Origin of the sequence: Microbacterium sp. A84 (genome assembly GCF_051842815.1) — a bacterium.
Classification (GTDB): domain Bacteria; phylum Actinomycetota; class Actinomycetes; order Actinomycetales; family Microbacteriaceae; genus Microbacterium.
Window position 1 is genome coordinate 1 of the sequence record NZ_JBPXMS010000001.1, and the last position, 18,536, is coordinate 18,536.

The 18,536-nt window shown below is 63.1% G+C and carries 18 protein-coding genes; 9 read left to right on the top strand and 9 right to left on the bottom strand.

Annotated features, from left to right (window positions below; translation table 11 throughout):
- Positions 1-129: 129 nt before the first annotated feature.
- From ACSU04_RS00005 to ctaE, 5 genes are all read right to left on the bottom strand, one after another.
- Entirely contained in the window at positions 130-549 is a 420-nt protein-coding gene (locus ACSU04_RS00005; protein WP_439288034.1) for a rhodanese-like domain-containing protein, read from the bottom strand.
- 195 nt (positions 550-744) lie between these two features.
- Positions 745-2,559: a cytochrome bc1 complex cytochrome b subunit gene (gene qcrB, locus ACSU04_RS00010; protein ID WP_439288035.1), complete on the bottom strand. Its 1,815-nt coding sequence runs from the start codon at positions 2,557-2,559 to the stop codon at positions 745-747.
- Positions 2,556-3,635, bottom strand: coding sequence for a cytochrome bc1 complex Rieske iron-sulfur subunit (gene qcrA, locus ACSU04_RS00015; protein ID WP_439285597.1), 1,080 nt, complete (start codon positions 3,633-3,635; stop codon positions 2,556-2,558). The genes qcrB and qcrA overlap by 4 nt, the downstream gene beginning before the upstream one ends.
- A 37-nt stretch (positions 3,636-3,672) precedes the next feature.
- Complete coding sequence (gene qcrC, locus ACSU04_RS00020) at positions 3,673-4,476, bottom strand: cytochrome bc1 complex diheme cytochrome c subunit (protein WP_439285599.1); 804 nt, start codon at positions 4,474-4,476, stop codon at positions 3,673-3,675.
- Positions 4,477-4,496: 20 nt separating this feature from the next.
- Positions 4,497-5,189, bottom strand: a complete 693-nt coding sequence (ctaE, locus tag ACSU04_RS00025) for an aa3-type cytochrome oxidase subunit III (RefSeq protein WP_439285601.1) — start codon at positions 5,187-5,189, stop codon at positions 4,497-4,499.
- 143 nt (positions 5,190-5,332) lie between these two features.
- Between ctaE and trpD the strand changes: the two genes are divergently transcribed.
- Genes trpD through ACSU04_RS00040 form a run of 3 tightly spaced genes read left to right on the top strand, consistent with a single transcriptional unit; the run spans position 5,333 to position 8,634 of the window.
- Positions 5,333-6,397, top strand: coding sequence for an anthranilate phosphoribosyltransferase (gene trpD / locus ACSU04_RS00030; protein ID WP_439285603.1), 1,065 nt, complete (start codon positions 5,333-5,335; stop codon positions 6,395-6,397).
- Between the two features lie 6 nt (positions 6,398-6,403).
- On the top strand, positions 6,404-7,390 hold the full coding sequence (locus ACSU04_RS00035; protein ID WP_439288036.1) for a PHP domain-containing protein: 987 nt from the start codon (positions 6,404-6,406) through the stop codon (positions 7,388-7,390).
- The gene (locus tag ACSU04_RS00040) at positions 7,378-8,634 is read left to right on the top strand and encodes an MFS transporter (protein WP_439288037.1); all 1,257 of its coding nucleotides are present in this window, start codon (positions 7,378-7,380) and stop codon (positions 8,632-8,634) included. Before ACSU04_RS00035 ends, ACSU04_RS00040 begins: the two co-directional genes overlap by 13 nt.
- 9 nt (positions 8,635-8,643) lie before the next feature.
- On the opposite strand, the gene ACSU04_RS00045 is transcribed toward ACSU04_RS00040, so the two are convergent.
- From ACSU04_RS00045 to ACSU04_RS00055, 3 genes are read right to left on the bottom strand one after another with little or no spacing between them, the layout of a single operon-like run.
- Positions 8,644-9,564, bottom strand: a complete 921-nt coding sequence (locus ACSU04_RS00045; RefSeq protein ID WP_439288038.1) for a 5'-3' exonuclease — start codon at positions 9,562-9,564, stop codon at positions 8,644-8,646.
- A 36-nt stretch (positions 9,565-9,600) separates the two neighbouring features.
- Positions 9,601-10,401 (bottom strand): hypothetical protein, encoded by an 801-nt coding sequence (locus ACSU04_RS00050; RefSeq protein ID WP_439288039.1) that lies wholly within the window; start codon positions 10,399-10,401, stop codon positions 9,601-9,603.
- 17 nt (positions 10,402-10,418) lie between these two features.
- Positions 10,419-10,955, bottom strand: a complete 537-nt coding sequence (locus ACSU04_RS00055) for a hypothetical protein (RefSeq protein ID WP_439288040.1) — start codon at positions 10,953-10,955, stop codon at positions 10,419-10,421.
- A 210-nt stretch (positions 10,956-11,165) separates the two neighbouring features.
- Between ACSU04_RS00055 and rpsA the strand changes: the two genes are divergently transcribed.
- From rpsA to ACSU04_RS00075, 4 genes are all read left to right on the top strand, one after another.
- Positions 11,166-12,620, top strand: coding sequence for a 30S ribosomal protein S1 (rpsA, locus tag ACSU04_RS00060; RefSeq protein ID WP_439285637.1), 1,455 nt, complete (start codon positions 11,166-11,168; stop codon positions 12,618-12,620).
- Positions 12,621-12,812: 192 nt separating this feature from the next.
- Positions 12,813-13,412, top strand: coding sequence for a dephospho-CoA kinase (coaE, locus tag ACSU04_RS00065; RefSeq protein ID WP_439288041.1), 600 nt, complete (start codon positions 12,813-12,815; stop codon positions 13,410-13,412).
- On the top strand, positions 13,409-14,629 hold the full coding sequence (locus ACSU04_RS00070) for an MFS transporter (protein ID WP_439288042.1): 1,221 nt from the start codon (positions 13,409-13,411) through the stop codon (positions 14,627-14,629). Before coaE ends, ACSU04_RS00070 begins: the two co-directional genes overlap by 4 nt.
- A gap of 9 nt (positions 14,630-14,638) precedes the next feature.
- Complete coding sequence (locus ACSU04_RS00075; protein WP_439288043.1) at positions 14,639-15,430, top strand: GNAT family N-acetyltransferase; 792 nt, start codon at positions 14,639-14,641, stop codon at positions 15,428-15,430.
- Between the two features lie 6 nt (positions 15,431-15,436).
- On the opposite strand, the gene ACSU04_RS00080 is transcribed toward ACSU04_RS00075, so the two are convergent.
- Positions 15,437-16,060 (bottom strand): DUF4126 domain-containing protein, encoded by a 624-nt coding sequence (locus ACSU04_RS00080; protein ID WP_439288044.1) that lies wholly within the window; start codon positions 16,058-16,060, stop codon positions 15,437-15,439.
- A 55-nt stretch (positions 16,061-16,115) separates the two neighbouring features.
- On the opposite strand from ACSU04_RS00080, the gene uvrB reads away from it, so the two are divergent.
- Together uvrB and ACSU04_RS00090 are read left to right on the top strand one after the other, a co-directional pair.
- On the top strand, positions 16,116-18,188 hold the full coding sequence (gene uvrB, locus ACSU04_RS00085) for an excinuclease ABC subunit UvrB (RefSeq protein WP_439288045.1): 2,073 nt from the start codon (positions 16,116-16,118) through the stop codon (positions 18,186-18,188).
- 14 nt (positions 18,189-18,202) lie between these two features.
- Positions 18,203-18,535 carry a TfoX/Sxy family protein gene (locus tag ACSU04_RS00090; protein ID WP_439288046.1) on the top strand — a complete coding sequence of 111 codons (333 nt, stop codon included), beginning with the start codon at positions 18,203-18,205 and terminating at the stop codon, positions 18,533-18,535.
- Position 18,536: the final 1 nt, after the last annotated feature.

Here is an 18,536-nt window from a genome sequence, read left to right on the forward strand (position 1 = left end):
GTACGAGTATTCGGCGGGAACAACTTGACCATGAAACGCTCCTTCAAGAAGAACGTTGCTGCCACCATATGACTTCGCCTGCTGGAACTGAGCCACAAGTGGCCACTCGCAATTTTGGGGGAGGGGGAACTAGGCGCGGGTGCGGATGCGGGGGACACCGGTGAGCGGGTCGATTGGGCGGCGGTGCACACCGTCGTGGTCTGCGATCGGATACCCCTCGCGGGCCCAATATTCGAAGCCTCCGATCATTTCACGGACCGGATAGCCAAGCCTCGCGAACTCAAGCGCTCCCTTGGCTCCAGCGTTACATCCGGGACTCCAGCAGTAGACGACGACGTCGGTGCCGGCCGGGATCTCCCGTGCTGCACGTGAAGCGATCTCGCTGTAGTGCATGTGCACAGCGCCAGCAACGCGCCCCTGTGCCCATGCCTCGTCAGAGCGGACATCGATGACCACGACATCTTCTCCGGCCTTCTGACGGGCATAGACATCGCTCGCGTCCGTCTCATAGGCGAGCTTTGCGGCGAAGAAGTCAGCGCGATCGATCATGACATCAGCCTATTCCGCCCGATCCGCACGGTGAAGGCTCGCTCCGGTCGCGCACCGCAGGATTCCCGCCATTCTGCGGCGACGCCAAGGAGAGTGCATGACACATCGTGCACGGCAGACGGCGTGCATTGCAGACCATACGAAGAAGGGCCCCGTCCAGATGGACGAGGCCCTTGAGTAGGGGGAGGGGAGTTGTTACTCGCCCTCCTCCGACTTCTTCTTGGACTTCTTGACCGGATCTGTGGCGATCACGGTACTCGGAGTGTTCGGCGTCTCTTCGACGTGAGTCTCCGTGGGAGGCGTCAGTGGGGCGTCAGGGGCACCAGCACGCTCGTGAGCGCCCTGGATCTCCTCGGCCTCAACCTCGGCCGTGTGAGCCGTCACGTGATGCTGGTGAGCGTCCGCAGCGGCAACCTCGGTCTGCGTGAGCGGAGCGAGACGATCCTCGTAGAACCAGCGAGAGATCGACGAGCGCACGTTCTCGGTCCACGGGATGCGCCCCTTGGCGTTCGGGCGCACAACGAGCGGCTCGTAGTTGTCGATGTCGATGAGCTTCCAGCGGTCGTACTTGTCGACGGGCTGGTGGACTTCGATGTACTCGCCACCAGGGAGGCGAACGATGCGACCGGACTCATATCCGTGCAGCACGATCTCGCGGTCCTTCTTCTGCAGCGCGATACAGATGCGCTTCGTGACGAAGTATCCGAGTATCGGGCCGAGGAACAGTAGCGCCTGGAGAGTGTGGATCACACCTTCCATCGTGAGCATGAAGTGCGTCGCGATGAGGTCGGAGGATGCCGCCGCCCACAGGACCGCGTAGAAGAGGACACCCGCAACACCGATCGCCGTACGCGTTGCCGCGTTGCGCGGGCGCTGAGCCAGGTGGTGCTCACGCTTGTCGCCCGTGACCCACGCCTCGAGGAAGGGGTAGATCGCGACAGCGACAATGAACAGTCCGAGCACGAGCACCGGGATGATGATTCCGAACGACCAAGTGCGGTCGAGCAAGACGATATCCAGGTTCGGAGGCGCCAGGCGCAGGGCACCATCAGCGAAGCCGATGTACCAGTCAGGCTGGGTGCCAGCTGAAATTGGCGATGGGTCGTAAGGACCGTACTCCCAGAACGGCAGGATCTGGAAGAACGTCGCGATCAGCACGATGGTGCCGAAGACGATGAACAGGTAGCCGCCCATCTTGGACATGTACACCGGCATCATCGGGTAGCCCACGACATTGTCGTTCGTGCGGCCGGGGCCGGCGAACTGCGTGTGCTTGTTGATGATCATGAGCATGAGGTGCACGACGATCAGCCCGATGACCAGAAGCGGTAGCAGCAGGATGTGTAGCGAGTAGAGGCGGCCGACGATGTCGTTGCCGGGGAACTCACCACCGAAGAGCAGGAACGAGGTCCAAGTTCCGATCAGCGGAAGACCCTTGATCATGCCGTCGATGATGCGCAGACCGTTGCCCGAAAGCAGATCATCCGGAAGCGAGTAACCGGTGAAGCCTTCTGCAAGAGCGAGGATGAACAGCACGAAGCCGATCACCCAGTTGATCTCACGCGGCTTGCGGAACGCACCGGTGAAGAACACGCGGAGCATGTGCACGCCGATGCCGGCGATAAAGACGAGTGCGGCCCAGTGGTGGATCTGGCGCACCAGGAGACCACCGCGCACATCGAAGGAAAGGCGCAGTGCAGATTCGAATGCGGCTGACATCTCCAGCCCACGCATCGGGGCGAAGGCGCCCGTGTAGTGCGTGGGCACCATCGAGGGGTCGAAGAAGAACGTCAGGAACGTTCCGGAGATGAAAACGACGACGAAGCTCCACAGAGCGATCTCGCCGAGCATGAACGACCAGTGGTCGGGGAAGATCTTGCGACCCAGTTCCTTGACGAAACCGGAGATGCTGGTGCGCTCATCGATGTAGTTCGATGCTGCACCGACAAATCGGCCTCCCAGAGGGGGTGTGTTGTCCTTGTCCTCTTTGGACAGCGTTGCGGTGCTCAATGGCGCTCCCAGAAGCTCGGGCCGACAGGCTCGGTGAAGCCGTGGCGTGCGACGAGGTAGCCCTCATCATCGACGGTAATAGGCAGCTGCGGCAGCGGCCGGGCGGCTGGGCCGAAGATGACCTTTGCGTGATCGGTGACGTCGAACTGCGACTGGTGGCACGGGCACAGCAGGTGGTGCGTCTGCTGCTCATACAGTGCAACAGGGCATCCGACGTGCGTGCAGACCTTGGAGTACGCGACGATGCCGTCGTACGACCAGTCCTTGCGGTCCTCGGCCTCGATGAGCTGCTCCGGGCGCAGGCGCATCATCAGTACGATCGCCTTCGCCTTCTCCTCGAGGTAGCCGTCGTGGTGCGACATTGTGGCAAGAGCCTCCGGGATCACATGGAAGGCCGAGCCGAGGGTGACGTCCGCTGCGCGAATCGGGGTGCCATCGGGGTCGCGTACGAGTCGCTGCCCCTTCTCCCACATGGTCTCGTTCAGCAGGGCGACCGGGTCGCCCGCGATCGGGTCGCCGCCGGCGTTGTTGTGCGGAGCCAGACCGCGGAACAACGCAATGCCGGGAACGATGGATGCAACGATCGCTGCGATCAGCGAGTTGCGGATCATCGTGCGACGCCCAAAGCCGGATTCTTCATTGGCGGCCGCGAAGACCTCGACAGCGGCTTCACGAGTCGCGTCCGTACCCCTGGTGGGGTGACGCATCTCGATGTGCTCCTTGTCGGACATCAGCGCCTTCGACCAGTGAATGGCCCCGATGCCGATGCATAGGAGTGAGAACCCGATTCCCAGACCGATGAAGAGGTTGTTGTACCGGATCGCGAGCAACGACTGGTCTTCGATAGGGAACAGCATGTATGCCGCGACTGCCCAGATGCTGCCGGCGAGCGACAGGTAGAACAGGGTGTAAACAGTGCGGGCCGCGCGCTTTTCCGCCTTCGGATCCTTGTCGGTCATCCGCTCGCGGTGCGGCGGAAGCCCGGGGTTCTGCGCAGGATCGCTGACTGCGACGCTCAGCCCCGGGGAGGGCTGGTAGGCCCTGTCAAGGGCCCGCGAGTCGTCGTCGTTTGCCATGGTGCTCCTCGTACGTTCCTTCTCGAATGATTAAGCGTCAGTTGGACTTCGCCGTGATCCACACGGAGATGGCAACGAGGCCGCCGATTCCGAAGATCCAGATGAACAGACCCTCAGAGACCGGGCCCAGCGAGCCAAGCGCGAAGCCGCCGATCTGCACAGCATCCTGCTGGTACAGCAGTGCCGAGATGATGTCGCGCTTGTCCTCGTCCGACAGGTTCATGTCGGAGAATACCGGCATGTTCTGCGGGCCGGTGACCATGGCCGCATAGATGTGCAGGGCGCTCGTGTTGGCGAGTCCAGGGGCGTACTTGCCCTCGGTGAGCGCGCCACCGGCGGCGGCCACGTTGTGGCACATCGCGCAGTTGACGCGGAAGAGTTCGGCGCCGTGCGATACATCGCCTTCGCCGTCAAGAGTCTTGTCAGACGGGTAGGTGGGACCGGGGGCCAGTTCCTGCACGAAGGAAGCCATGGCTTCGATCTGCGGTTGTGTGAACTGTGGCTCCTTCTCCGGCGCCTGCGGGCCCTGCATCTGCAGGGGCATGCGGCCGGTGGCCAGCTGGAACTCGACGGAGAGCTCGCCGACGCCGTACAGGCTCGGGCCGTTGTCTGTTCCCTGCAGGTCAAGACCGTGGCAGGTGGCGCAGTTGGCCTGGAACAGCTTCTCTCCGTCGTCGATGGTGAGCTGTGTGCTCGCCGTCGGCTGTGTGTCTGTTGAGGCGATTGCCGCAGACGCTCCGGCGTAGATGCCTCCGGTGATCAGGAGGCCAGCTCCGATCAGTGCGGCAGCGGCCAGGGGGCTACGGCGTCCGTTTGAGCGACGCTTCTTCTCAAGTGCCATTTCGCAGGTCAGCTCCGCTCTTATTTCAGGAAGTAGATGACGAAGAACAGCACGATCCAGACGACATCGACGAAGTGCCAGTAGTAGGACACCACGATCGAGGAGGTCGCCTCCTTGTGTGTGAAGTTCTTCACTGCGAACGCGCGACCGATGATGAGCAGGAACGCGATGAGTCCGCCAGTGACGTGGAGGGCGTGGAAGCCCGTGGTGATATAGAACGCCGAGGCGTATGCATCAGCCTGGATCGGCAGGCCTTCCGCAACCAGAGTTGCGTACTCCCATACCTGACCGGAGACGAAGATCGCGCCGAGCGCGAAGGTGAGCCAGAACCACTCGACCATTCCCCATCCGAAGAGGCGGCGACGGCCTGCGCCGTTCACCTGACCGTTCTTGATGCGGTAGGCCTGAAGGTCTTCTGCCGCGAACACGCCCATCTGGCACGTGACGGAGGAGAGTACAAGGATCGCGGTGTTGATTGCTGCGAACGTCACGTTCAGCAAAGCAGTGCGGTCGGCCCAGAGTTCGGGTGATGTGCTTCGGAGGGTGAAGTAAATCGCGAATAGTCCCGCGAAGAACATCACCTCGCTGCCGAGCCACACGATGGTGCCGACAGCTACCGGGTTCGGGCGCTTAATGGTTCTTGCCGCCGGGGCATAGGTCGCTGAGGTGGTCACTCCTCCATTATGGCCGATCTCCGAGCGTGATTCTTGCATCCATGGCATCCGTTTCGCTGTTCCGGTGCTTAGGGGAGCCTAAGAAGCACCTGCGAATCTTCGGTGAATCCAAGGGAAATCAAGGATGCACTGCTGTGGTGCCAGTGCGCAAGTAATTTATTCACGCCGATAAGATCACTGGTATGGCTGAATCCCTGACCTGGCCCCATGTGCTCACCACTCTCCTGGAACGGCGCGACCTCAGCGTCTGGGAGTCGACCTGGGCTATGCGCCAGGTAATGCAGGGCGACGTGTCGGATGCCAAACTTGCCGGTTTCCTCATTGCTCTGCGTGCCAAGGGTGAGACGGTCGACGAAGTTGTTGGCTTCCGTGACGCGATTCTCGAAGCAGCCGTCCCGCTCCCGGTCTCGCCAGACGTTCTTGACATCGTCGGGACCGGAGGCGATCTCATCGGCACCGTGAACGTGTCGACAACCGCGGCGGTCATCATCGGCGCGACCGGGATTCCTGTCGTGAAGCACGGCAATCGTGCAGCGAGTTCCGCATCGGGTTCCTCAGATGTGCTCGGGGCTCTGGGGCTTCAGCTCTCGCTCTCTCCAGCGGACGTCGCAACGGTTCTTGAGCGCACAGGCATCACGTTTGCGTGGGCTGCGGCCTTCCACCCTGGTTTTAAGCACGCAGGTAATGCACGCGCTGAACTCGGCGTACCGACCGTATTCAACATGCTGGGTCCGCTCTGCAACCCGGCTCGCGCAGAGGCGAATGCTGTCGGCGTCGCTCAGCTCGAACGGGTGCCGCTGATCACAGGCGTGTTCCGCACCCGTGGTGCGACCGCGCTGGTCTTCCGCGGGGATGACGGCCTCGACGAGCTGACCACCACCGGTCACAGCCGCATCTGGGAGGTCACTCGTGGCGACATCCATGAGCACGACCTTGATCCGCGCGACCTCGGCATCCCCACGGCGGAGATTGCCGACCTCATCGGTGGCTCACCCGAGCACAACGCCGGTGTCCTGCGCGACACCCTGGAAGGCAAGAAGGGGGCGGTGCGAGACATCGTTCTGCTGAACGCGGCTGCGGGAATCGTCGCCTTCGAGCTTTCACAGGATGCGACGCAGGTGCAGCGGCCGATCCTTGAGCGTCTGCGCGATGGCTTCGCCCTGGCTGAAGCCGCGATCGATGATGGCAGCGCAGTTGCGAAGCTGGATGCGTGGGTGCAAGCCACTCGCGAGCTCGCTTCGATGTGAGCGAACATGGATCCCGTTGCTGCTCTGCTCGAGATCGCGACGTTGCTCGAGCGTGAGCGGGCGTCGCGTTATCGTGCCAAGGCGTTTCGCCAGGCTGCGGCGACGCTTCAGGGGCTTCCTGTGACGGTGCGGGATGACCCCACCCGGCTGCGCGCGGCCAAAGGCATCGGCGATTCCACATTTGCCGTCATCCGACAGGCACAAGCTGGCGAGGTTCCCGAGTATCTAGTCGAATTGCGCGGTGACGTGGAGCCGGAACGTGTTTCTGAACTGCGCCGCAAGCTGCGCGGCGACCTGCACTCGCACACCGAGTGGTCCGACGGTACGACTCCCATCCGCACCATGGCGGAGTCTGCGCGGGCGCTCGGTCACGAGTACCTCGCGATCACCGACCATTCGCCCAGACTTAAGGTTGCTCGCGGGCTGTCGGCTGAGCGTCTTCGCGAGCAGGTTCCGCTGGTGCGCGCCGAGTCCACGAATGACTTCACGATGCTGGCGGGAATCGAGGTCGACATTTTTGACGATGGCGGCCTCGACCAGGAGCCGGCGCTGCTGAACGACCTCGACATCGTCGTGGCATCCGTGCATTCCCACCTGCGAATGGAGTCGCGGCCGATGACGGCTCGCATGATCGCCGCCGTCTCACATCCGCAGGTGAATGTGCTCGGCCACTGCACCGGACGGCTCGTGCAGGGGGAGCGTGGAACGCGGCCTCCGTCACAGTTCGACGCGCGTGCCGTGTTCGACGCGTGTGCGGAGAACGGCGTGGCCGTGGAGATCAATTCCCGCCCCGAACGGCAGGACCCACCGGACGAGCTGATCGCGATGGCGTTGGAGGCCGGGTGCCTGTTCTCCTTGGATTCCGACGCGCACGCCCCAGGGCATCTCTCGCTGCTGGACTATGGTGCTGAGCGCGCCGAGAAGGCTGGCGTTCCGGCTGAGCGAATCGTGACGACGTGGGGCGTAGACCGGCTGCGGGCGTGGGCAGACTGACTCGACGCGCGTTCCCGTGGCTCGTGCTGGCCGGGATATTGGTGGCCGCGCTCAGTCTGCGCGGTCCGATTATTGCGCTCACGCCGGTACTGCCGGACATCATCGTCGATCTCGGTATTAGCTCAGCATCCGCTGGTCTACTCACGACGGCGCCGGTGCTCATGTTCGCCGCGTTGACGCCATTCGCCGCACTCCTTATTCGACGAGCAGGACCGGAACTCGCCCTGCTGCTTTCCCTGAGCGGCGTGCTGATCGGGACGTTCGTGCGTGCGTTGCCGGGCTTCGGGGCGATGCTCACCGGCATGCTGATCATGGGGGCGGCGATCACGATCGGGAACGTCGTGATCCCCGTGATCATCCGACGTGATCTGCCGCCAGAGCGCACCGCGATCGCCACCGCTGCGTACACGGCGACGATGAATGTCGGTTCGCTCACGACGGCGCTGGGCACCGTGCCGCTGGCAGCGATCACCGGTTGGTCGCTCGCGCTGTTGTTGTGGGGCGTGTTCACCGTCGTTGGTATCGGGCTCTGGATCGTGCACATGGTGCGGTCTCGATCGGAAAGCACTACTGAGCGGCTTTCGGGCGAGCCAGCACGCGCAGAACCTGGCGAGTCTGCATCTGCCGAGGCGATCACCGGACCCATGCCCGTTGTCATTGACAGTCGTATCGCCGCAACGCTTCGGCGCCCGATCGTGTGGCTGCTGCTCGCTGCGTTCGCCTCGCAGTCAGCGATCTACTACGCGATGTCGACATGGCTGCCGACGATCTTGATCGAGACGACCGATACGGATGCTGCGACCGCCGGCGCGCTGGCGTCGCTGTTCCAGGGCGTGGCCATCGCTGGCGCGATGCTCGCACCGGCGTTGCTGAAGTATGTCGGAGCGGTGCCGGCTGCAGTGCTCATGGGCGCCTGTTTCGGCACCATGGTTCTCGGGATGCTGCTTGCCCCAGAACTCGCGGGCGTTTGGGCTTCGTTCGGGGCCATCGCGCATTCGAGCGGGTTCGTGCTGATCTTCACCGGGCTGGTTCGCGTATCGCGCACGAATGGTGAGGCTGCGACGATGTCTGCGTTCGTCCAGGGCGGCGGGTATCTGTTCGCGGCCTTCGGGGCACCGCTGATGGGCGCGCTACACGAAAGCAGCGGTGACTGGCGTCTGCCGCTCCTGGGCGTTCTCGCCGTGACCATCGTGTACACGACTGCGCTGATCGCGGCGATGCTCGTCGCGTTCCGCCGGGCCTGAGCCGCTTCGCTATCTTGCGAGCGCCGCGATGGCTCGATCCATCGACGAGCCGAGATTCCACCGCTGGGCGAGCGCGACGGCGACGTCTGACTCGGCCGGATCGAGCGCGCGCACAGCATCGGTCGGAGGTGTGATGTCGAGTGCTCTGGCGACCTCGACCACGGTTGGCGCGACATCGAGGTAAGCGGATGAAGCGAGGATCTTCGCGCGCACTCCGGCACTCATGCCATCACCGGCAGCTGCGGCGGCCCGGATCTGGGCGAGGTCACCGTGCGCCTGCAGCAGTGTGGCGGCCGTCTTGTCGCCGACTCCAGCGACACCGGGGAGTCCATCGGACGCATCACCGCGCAGCGTTGCGAAGTCGGCGTACTGCGAGGGGAGTACGCCGTACTTCTTCACGACTGTCTCATCAGAGACGACCTCAAGGTTGCTCATGCCCCGTGCCGTGTAGACGACGCGGATGCTGCGACCGTCGTCGACGAGTTGGAAAAGATCGCGATCACCGGTGACGATGTCAACGGGCATGGTGGCGCGGGTCGCGAGAGCGCCGATGACGTCATCAGCCTCATGCTCGCTGACGCCGACGATGGGGATGCCGAGCGCAGTCAGCGCCTCGCGGATGAGCGGAAGCTGCGCCTCGAGTGGGTCAGGAACCTCCTCGACGTCGGGACCGGTGGCGACAACTTCGACGACCCGGTGTGCCTTGTAGCTGGGGATGAGGTCAACTCGCCATTGCGGGCGCCAGTCGTCGTCCCAGCAGGCGACGATGTGTGTCGGCTCGTAGAGCTTGACGAGCTTCGCGACGATGTCGAGCAGGCCGCGCACCGCATTCACCGAGGATCCGTCGGGGGCTTTCACCTTGTCGGGCACGCCGTAGAACGCCCGGAAGTAGAGGGACGCGGTGTCCAGCAGCATCAGCTTGTCGCTCATGAGTTCAGCATTGCACAGGCCTCCGACGCGCCGTGGTCAGCAGCCGGGGGAGGCGGCGTTCTGCTGGCAGGTGTGGGCGACCAGTGCGGTATGCGCTTCGAAGATGCGGACCTCCTGCGCGGCGCCGGTCGCAGTTACCTCTCCGGTGATGGGGAACCAGCCGATGCCAAAATCAACCGCGGCTGTGTATCGAACATTCACGTGAGCGAAGTAGGTGCCACGATCTGCGTAGGTGTGACTCGTGTCGGTGGGGGTGAACTGGGCCTGGCCGAGTGCGTCCCAGCTCTGGCCACCCGTCATAGTGCTCACTGTGGTGCCGTCGCCGTAATCGAAGTCATAGCCCGACGGGGTGAACCGCACCGTCATAGGGAAGCCGAACAGCTCGCCGCCCACACTGTGCTCGGATGCCGCCGCCACGAAGTTCGCCGGAAGGCCGACGACACCGACATTGTCGGGTTCGCCGGCGACGATGGACCCCTGTGGTGCGAAACGAGCAACATCAGTGATCGTGACGGCGGGAATCTCGACGACGTCTTCCACTTCCTCGTCTGGGTCTTGCTCTGCGTTTTCGAAACAGCGGAGGTAGGAGTTCCAATCGTGTAGACACGCGGCGAAATCGGCGTCGTTCGGATTGGGCGGAGGATCGGATTCCTGGCCGTCGTTGCCGATGGGTGTGCTTCGTGGAGGTTCAGAATTCCCCGGCGACCCTGGAATCACCTCGGTGCCGCCGATGGTGACGCCATCGTCGTCAATGCAGCCAGTCGTGGACTGTTCGATCGAAGTGCACCGCGCGTCAAATTCGTTCGGCGAAGCAAGGCTGAGGGACGCCAATCCCATGGCTAGGATTCCTGCGCTCAGCATGTCGCATCTGAGGTTGATACGGCCTTCTCGAGACGTAGCGACGAGTCGGCCAGGTTGAATGTCAGGAGTAAGGCATAGCGGTCGGGGCGATCCTCAGGAACCAGGCTATTCCCGTTCTCATCAGTGAATGTAGTCCCACTCACGTCGTTGCACGTCGTTGTCAGGACGGCGCCAGCAGCGGAGTACTCGGTGCCTTGGAACGTGACAACTATGATCTCGCCGCCGCGAATCTGTCCATTGGCGTGCATCTGGCTTAGCGATTCTCGTTCACTGCTCAGATAGTCCCCGGTGGTGAATTCGGAGAGTCCCTCGAACGTCGTGGGGTCCTGCAGATCGATCTTGTTGAACGTAGTGATGTAAGCCCGGTATACCTCCTCCGCGGCGGCGAACGCCTCTTCTTCCGTCGCGAACGCGGCAGTCGGTGTCGGGGTCGGAACTGGCTCAGGCGCACAGGCGCACAGCGTTCCTGCGGCCAGTGCCAGCAGCGCCAGCGTCCGAATCCGGTTCGCCCTCGATCGCAGGAAAGTCACTCGCACACGGTAACGCGAACTCCCGGTCTCCCGCCGAAGTTATCCACAGCTTCGGGATGGAGGTTTCTCTGATATTCTGAAGTGTCACTTGTGGCGTGGACATGCGCGCCCAGTGTCGATTACACCAAATCCATTTGCTTTCCGATGATGAATCACGCGTGCGTGAGCATCGAAAAGCCCGAGTTTCCACCCACAAGGACAACCTACTAAATGACTACCGCAACGACCGCCCCGGCCACCAAGCAGGTCGCCATCAACGACATCGGATCTGCTGAGGACTTCCTGGCCGCGGTCGAGAAGACTCTGAAGTTCTTCAACGACGGCGACATCATCGAAGGCACGATCGTCAAGATCGACCGCGATGAGGTTCTGCTCGATGTTGGGTACAAGACCGAGGGTGTCATCCCCTCCCGCGAACTTTCCATCAAGCACGATGTTGACCCCAACGATGTTGTCAAGGTCGGCGACGTGGTTGAGGCTCTTGTTCTCCAGAAGGAGGACAAGGAAGGCCGTCTGATCCTGTCCAAGAAGCGTGCGCAGTACGAGCGCGCTTGGGGCGACGTCGAGAAGATCAAGGAAGACGACGGTGTTGTCACCGGAACCGTCATCGAGGTCGTCAAGGGTGGCCTCATCGTTGACATCGGTCTCCGTGGCTTCCTGCCGGCCTCGCTCATCGAGCTGCGCCGCGTCCGCGACCTGACCCCGTACTTGGGCCAGGAGATCGAGGCCAAGATCCTCGAGCTGGACAAGAACCGCAACAACGTTGTTCTGAGCCGCCGCGCGCTGCTCGAGCAGACGCAGTCCGAGTCGCGTACGACCTTCCTCAACAACCTGCACAAGGGTCAGGTTCGCAAGGGTGTTGTCTCGTCGATCGTCAACTTCGGTGCGTTTGTTGACCTGGGTGGCGTGGACGGCCTCGTGCACGTCTCTGAGCTGTCCTGGAAGCACATCGAGCACGCTTCTGAGGTTGTCGAGGTTGGCCAGGAGGTCACCGTCGAGATCCTTGAGGTCGACCTCGACCGTGAGCGTGTCTCCCTGTCGCTGAAGGCGACGCAGGAGGACCCGTGGCAGGTCTTCGCCCGCACCCACGCGATCGGTCAGATCGCTGCGGGCAAGGTCACCAAGCTCGTTCCGTTCGGTGCGTTCGTTCGCGTCGCAGACGGCATCGAGGGTCTCGTTCACATCTCCGAGCTCTCCAGCAAGCACGTCGAGCTGGCCGAGCAGGTTGTCTCTGTCGGTGAAGAGGTCTTCGTCAAGGTCATCGACATCGACCTCGAGCGTCGCCGCATTTCGCTGTCGCTCAAGCAGGCCAACGAGTCGGTTGACCCCAACGGCACCGAGTTCGACCCGGCACTGTACGGAATGCTTGCCGAGTACGACGACAACGGCGAGTACAAGTACCCGGAGGGCTTCGACCCCGAGACCGGCGCTTGGAAGGACGGCTTCGACACTCAGCGCGAAGCTTGGGAGCAGGAGTACGCTGCAGCCCAGACTCGCTGGGAAGCTCACAAGGTTGCGGTTGCCAAGGCAGCCGAGGCCGAGGCAGCTGCGGGCGACGACTTCGCCGCATCGCAGACGTTCACGAGCGACTCCGGCGCTGGCACGCTTGCTGACGACGAGGCTCTCGCGGCTCTGCGCGAGAAGCTCTCGGGCGGCAACGCGTAAGCACGCTTTTTCTGGAACGGGTCGTCACCTTCGGGTGGCGGCCCGTTCCGCGTTTCCGGATGCTTGTCCCGAGCACAACTGCGGATCGCGGGAGTAAATCGCCGTGAACGGATGCCCGCAGGCGGCGTGTCGCACGCCGGATCCGCAGTTGTGCACGACGGACCTACGATCGCCGCATGCCAGGATGGACGCATGCCTCTCATTGCGCTGACCGGCGGAATCGCATCCGGAAAGTCCACGATTGCCGCACGCCTCTCCGGTTACGGAGCCGTCGTGGTGGATGCCGATCAGATCGTGCGCGATGTGCAGGCCGCCGGTTCGCCCGTACTCCAGCAGATGGCCGACGCCTTCGGAGCCGACATCCTGCTCCCCGACGGCTCACTTGACCGTGCCTCACTGGGGTCGCGAGTGTTCGGAGATGCCGATGCTCTGAAGCGACTCAACGCGATCGTGCATCCAGCGGTGCGAGCAGAGTCGAAGCGGCGGATGAACGAGGCTCTCGCCCAGGATCCGCAACCGGTGGTCCTCTATGACGTTCCGCTGCTCGTTGAAGCCCGTGCGGATGACCCATGGGAGTTGATCGTCGTCGCGCACGCGCCAGCGGAAGTGCGACTGCAGAGGCTCATTGAGCTGCGCAGTATGGAGCGGCAGGCGGCCCAGGACCGCATCAACGCCCAGGTGTCCGACGAGAAGCGGCTCGCCATCGCGGACGTCGTCATCGACACCGCCGGCACGCTGGAGCACACCCACGAACAGGTGGATGCGCTCTGGAAGAAGCTCACGAGCGAGTGAATCCAGACGGATTCTCCGGGCACGTTCCCGGCTCTCGTTCCTACCGGCATCTGATCGCCGGACTGTTCTTCGCCGGTGTCGCGACATTCGCGCAGTTGTACTCGCTGCAGGCGGTCTTGCCGGAGATTTCCACCGACCTCGGTGTCTCCGCGGCAACGGCGGCTCTGACGATTTCGGCGGCAACACTCGGAATCGCCGCCGCTGTCATCCCATGGTCTCTTGTCGCGGATCGCATCGGGCGCATCCCGGCGATGGCGATCGGTATCATCGCCGCCACCTTCTTCGGGCTCGCGGCACCGCTCAGCACCGAGATCACGATGCTTCTGGTCCTACGCCTCGGTGAGGGGCTCGCGCTCGGTGCCGTGCCTGCGGTTGCGCTCGCTTACCTCAGCGAGGAAGTGCACGCATGGCACGTTGCGACCGCTGCAGGCAGCTACACCGCGGGCACCACGGTCGGCGGCCTGTCCGGGCGTCTGATCGCCGGGCCGCTGGGAGAGGCGTTCGACTGGCGAGTCGGCGTCTGGAGTGTCACGCTGCTCTGCACTGTCGCTGCCGTGCTGTTTCTCTGGTTGGTTCCACGAGCGCGCAGATTCGTTCCAGGGCGCTTGCGAGCGGATGCCGGACCCGGCCTGCTCACGCGGCTTGTCGCTGCTCTGCGTTCACCGCGGCTGCTCGCGCTCTACGCGCAGGGGTTCCTGCTTATGGGCGCGTTCGTCGCGGTGTACAACTACCTCGGCTTCCACCTCATCGCACCACCGTTCCTCTTGCCAGTCTGGGTGGTCACTTTGCTGTTCCTCGCGTATCTGGCGGGCACCGTCTCATCACCCTGGGCAGGCGTGCTGGCCGCGCGCCACGGACGACGCATCGTGCTACTCGGGGCGATCGGGCTGTTCGTCTCGGGTGCGGCGCTGATGCTCGTTCCGGTGTCGGTTGTCATCCTCGTGGGGCTCGTGATCTTCACCGCAGGCTTTTTCGGTGCGCACGCGATCGCCTCGAGTTGGGCGCCCATCCTTGCCGATCCGGAGAGTCGTGCGCAGGCGCCGTCACTGTACTACTTCGCCTATTACGCCGGATCGAGCGTGTTCGGATGGGCGCTCGGCCTCGTGTTCGGTCACGCCGGCTGGGGATGGTTCCTTACCGCCGTGATCGCCATGGGATGTATCGCAGCGCTCATCGCGATGATGCTGCTGCGGTCGCCTTGTGCGAAGCATCCCTAGACTCAGTCCGTGCCACACCGACTTTTGGATGCTTACGATCTCCAACTCCGCGCTGAATCGGAACTTCTGCACGCTGATCGCACCGGACGACACGGACCGCTGTGGTTCGCGGTGTTCGCTGGCGGCTACGGCTTCGTCACCTACGCAGATCTCGCCGGCGCCGACGTGGCACTGGTCACCGGGTACGTCGATGCGGCGATCGCCCACTTTGCCGCACGTGAGGACGTCACCAGAATCGAGTGGAAGACCCGCTCGCATGATGTCGCGCCCGGGCTGCACGAGACGCTCATCGCGCGTGATTTCGTGCCGGAGGATCCCGAGTCGATCATGATCGGTGAGGCCGCGCTGCTCGCCAAGAATGTGACCGTGCCGGACTGCGTCGAGATCCGTCAGGTCCGCAGCGACGCCGAGATCTTCGCGATGGAGCGCATGCAGGGCGAGATCTTCGGCGATCCTGCGTGGAAGGAGCGTGCCGAGGCTACCGTGGCGAGCATCGCCGGCGGAGCCGACACCGAATTGTGGATCGCGCTGGTCGACGGTCGTGTCGTCAGTGCGGGGCGGCTGGAGCCCGTGGCCGACACCGATTTCGCTGGGCTCTGGGGCGGTGCGACCGTGCCAGAATGGCGTGGACGCGGCATTTATCGCGCATTGACCGCTCAGCGGGCGCGTTCAGCGCTGGAACGAGGCAAGAAGTACCTGAACTCGGACTCCACCGAGTTCTCGCGTCCGATCCTTGAGCGTGCAGGCCTGGTGAAGGTCTCGACGACCACGCCGTATGTCCGAGTGGCCGACGGCGCCTGAGTAGTCCTAAAGTGTCGGCGGTTGTAGCGACCCGGCACTGGGGATCGACTGCTCGCGCGTGCGACGACGTCGGCGAAAGAACACGACGACCGCCACGATCAGCCCGACCAGGAGCAGCGCCGCGAGCACCGGAACGACGATGGCGAGGGCCGCGAGCAGGAAGGATGCTCCGTCCTCGGCAGTGCTGAGCGCCGGGGCAGCGAGACCGCCGGTGACGGTGTTCGCGGCCACGCGTGCGGTCGCCTTGACGACGTGGACGATGAGCGCAATGACGATGCCGGTGACGATCGGGACCCAGGTGTTATCGGAGAAGAACGACGAAGGGTCAGTCACCGCCACAGTCTGTGCACTCGCCCCCGCGCCGAACACGATGCCGCCGGATGCCGGGCGCAGCACGCTCTGGATGACGTCATTGATCGAATCGAGCGCAGGGATCTTGTCTGCGATAACTTCAATCAGCAGCAGAACACCGAGCACCCATAGCGAGATATCGCTGGAGATCCATGACCATCCGGAGGGGAGCTCCACCGCAGGAAGAAACCGGTCGGCGAGGCCCAGCAGGAACAACGGCATCCACGCGTTGAGGCCGGCGGATGCTGCGAGGCTGGAGCCGATGAGGAACTCGATCACAGCCCTACTCTAGATGCGCGACCCCGATGTCTGAGGCTCCGCTTACGCTGGAAGGATGCAACCTACGCGCAGTGTCCGTCCGTTCGAGGTGATCAGCGATTACACGCCCGCCGGTGACCAGCCGCAGGCGATCGCTGAACTCACGGCGCGTATCAACGCCGGTGAGACTGATGTCGTGTTGCTCGGCGCAACAGGAACTGGCAAGTCGGCGACGACGGCCTGGCTGATCGAACAGGTTCAGCGGCCCACCCTGGTGCTCGCACACAACAAGACGCTCGCGGCGCAGCTGGCGAATGAGTTCCGTGAGCTCATGCCGAACAACGCGGTGGAGTACTTCGTCTCGTACTACGACTATTACCAGCCCGAGGCATACGTTCCACAGACGGATACCTTCATTGAGAAAGACTCCTCCATCAACGCGGAGGTCGAGAGACTACGTCACTCCACGACGAATTCGCTGCTCAGCCGCCGCGATGTCATCGTCGTCTCCACGGTGTCGTGCATCTACGGACTCGGTGCCCCGGAAGAGTACCTGCGGGCGATGGTTGCTCTTCAGGTGGGGGAGCGTTACGACCGCGACGCCCTTATCCGTCAATTCATCGCGATGCAGTACAACCGCAACGATGTCGATTTCTCGCGCGGCAACTTCCGCGTACGCGGCGACACGATCGAGATCATCCCGGTCTATGAAGAGACAGCGATCCGCATCGAGCTGTTCGGCGACGAGATCGAAGCCCTGTATTCACTGCATCCGCTCACCGGCGAGATCATCGCGAAACTTGATGCGGTGCCGATCTTCCCCGCTTCGCACTACGTTGCCGGAACCGATGTGATCCATCGCTCGATCCGAACGATCGAAGCTGAACTTGAAGAGCGCCTGGCCGAGTTCGAACGTCAGGGAAAGCTGCTCGAAGCGCAACGTCTGCGCATGCGCACGACGTTCGACCTCGAGATGTTGCAGCAGCTCGGCTTCTGCTCCGGGATCGAGAACTACTCGCGCCATATGGACGGCAGAGAACCGGGGGAGCCTCCGCACACACTGCTCGACTTCTTCCCCGACGACTTCCTGATGGTGATCGACGAGTCTCACGTGGCGGTGCCGCAGATCGGCGCGATGTACGAAGGTGATGCCTCGCGCAAGCGCACACTCGTGGATCACGGTTTCCGTCTGCCGAGTGCGATGGACAACCGACCCCTGCGGTGGGACGAGTTCAAGAACCGTATCGGCCAGACGGTGTACCTCTCGGCGACCCCCGGCAAATACGAAATGGGCATCGCCGACGGCATCGTTGAACAGATCATCCGCCCCACGGGGCTGATCGACCCCGAGATCATCGTGAAGCCGTCCAAGGGGCAGATTGACGATCTGCTGGAAGAGATTCGACTTCGAGCCGAGCGCAATGAGCGTGTGCTCGTGACGACGCTGACGAAGAAAATGTCTGAAGAGCTCACCGACTTCCTCAGCGAACATGGTGTCCGAGTGCGCTACCTGCACTCCGATGTCGACACCCTTCGCCGCGTCGAACTGCTCAGCGAACTGCGCGCTGGCGTCTACGACGTATTGGTCGGAATCAACCTGCTGCGCGAGGGCCTCGACCTTCCTGAGGTGTCTCTGGTGGCGATCCTGGATGCCGATAAGGAGGGGTTCCTCCGCTCCGGTACGTCTTTGATTCAGACGATCGGCCGTGCCGCTCGAAACGTCTCCGGCCAGGTGCACATGTACGCCGACAGGATCACCGATTCGATGGCGAAGGCCATTGAGGAGACCGATCGTCGTCGTGAGAAGCAAGTCGCGTACAACCTGGAGCACGGGATCGACCCGCAGCCGCTGCGCAAGCGGATCGCCGACATCACGGACGTGCTGAACCGTGAAGCATCCGACACTCAGGAGCTGCTGCGCGGCAAAGGTATGAAGTCTGGCAAGGGCAAGAGTCCGACACCGCAGTTGCGGCGAGTGGGCATCGCAGCCGAGGGTGCTGAGCAGCTGGAAGCGATGATCCAGGATCTGTCCGACCAGATGCTTGCTGCGGCCGGAGAACTGAAGTTCGAACTCGCCGGACGATTGCGAGACGAAGCGCAAGACCTCAAGAAAGAGCTGCGCGCGATGGAGCGCGCCGGCCACGCCTAAACCGGGGCGACACCATGGTGGATGCGAGAGGGACCGAGCTGGCTGACCGAGTCAGGGCTCTTCTGGGCGAAGAGCCAGGACTCGAGGAGAAGAGCATGTTCGGCAGCCGTGCCTTCCTGCTCCATGGGCGCATCCTCGTGGGCGCGCGCAAGGGCGGACTGCTGCTCGTGCACGTCTCGGACGAGCAGGCGGCGGTGCTGGTCTTGCGACCGGGTGCGGCGCGCGCCGTCATGGGCTCGCGCACGATGAAGTCGGGTTGGCTGGATGTAGCGTCGGATGCGCTCGCTGACGATGACGAGCTGATGTTCTGGCTGGATGTCGCACGCGAGGACAACTCAGGCCGCTGAG